At 62.5% G+C, this 779-nt stretch carries 1 protein-coding gene; it reads right to left on the bottom strand.

Annotation, left to right across the window (positions count from 1 at the left end):
* Positions 1 to 107: 107 nt before the first annotated feature.
* A complete protein-coding gene (locus ACE04F_RS28045; protein WP_486110865.1) occupies positions 108 to 752 on the bottom strand; it encodes a pentapeptide repeat-containing protein in 645 nt (214 codons plus the stop codon).
* Positions 753 to 779: the final 27 nt, after the last annotated feature.

The following is a 779-nucleotide window of genomic DNA, read 5'->3' on the forward strand; positions in this document are numbered from 1 at the left end:
CTGCGAAGCAGCCCTAACAAGGTCCATTCAATGAACCTGACATTCCGAGGTGTCTGGTTTTGGGGGCGCTTCGCACCCCAGCGGGAGCAAGCTCCCTCGCCACGGTCTCAGTGATTCCAACTTGTCGGGCAACCGATGCAACCCTGCATATTCGCATCCTGGAAATTCCCGTAGTGCTGGCGCGAGCCACTCAGGTTGGCCTGTTCCAGGTTGCTTTCAGCGAGCTTGACCTCTTGCAGGTTGGCATCGCGCAGGTCGGCGCGCTTGAGGTCGGCCTTGCTCAGCCAGGCCATCTCCAGGTCAGCGGCTTGCAGGTTGGCCTCGTGCAAGCGAGCCCCGGACAAACGGGCGAATTGAAGGTAGGCACCGCTCAGGTCGGCCCGCTGCAACTGTGCGCCCTGGGCGAACAACCCCCAGCCCTGGATTGCCTTGAGCGTGGCACCGCTGAAATCCGCCAGGCGCAGGTTGCTCTGTTGCAGGCTGGCACGGTTCAGGTTGGCGCCCTGGAGCTGCGCCTTTTCAAGGTTGGCCAGGTCCAGCCGCGCATGACGCAGGTCGGCATCGCGCAAGTCGGCGCCGGCGAGATTCATCTTGCGCAGGTCCTGGTTCGCCAGGTTGGCGCCCCGCAGGTTGGCGCCGGGGCATTGACTGGATTCGGCGATGAGGCAGCCGTTGATGGTCAGGGGCGTGTCGGTGTCGTCGGCATGAGCAATGGCGCCAACGAACAGAAATAGAAGCGGCAATAATTTCATGTCAGGAACCCGGTCAGCTGTGGGAGC

The sequence above is a fragment of the Pseudomonas sp. AGC41 genome (assembly GCF_057334555.1).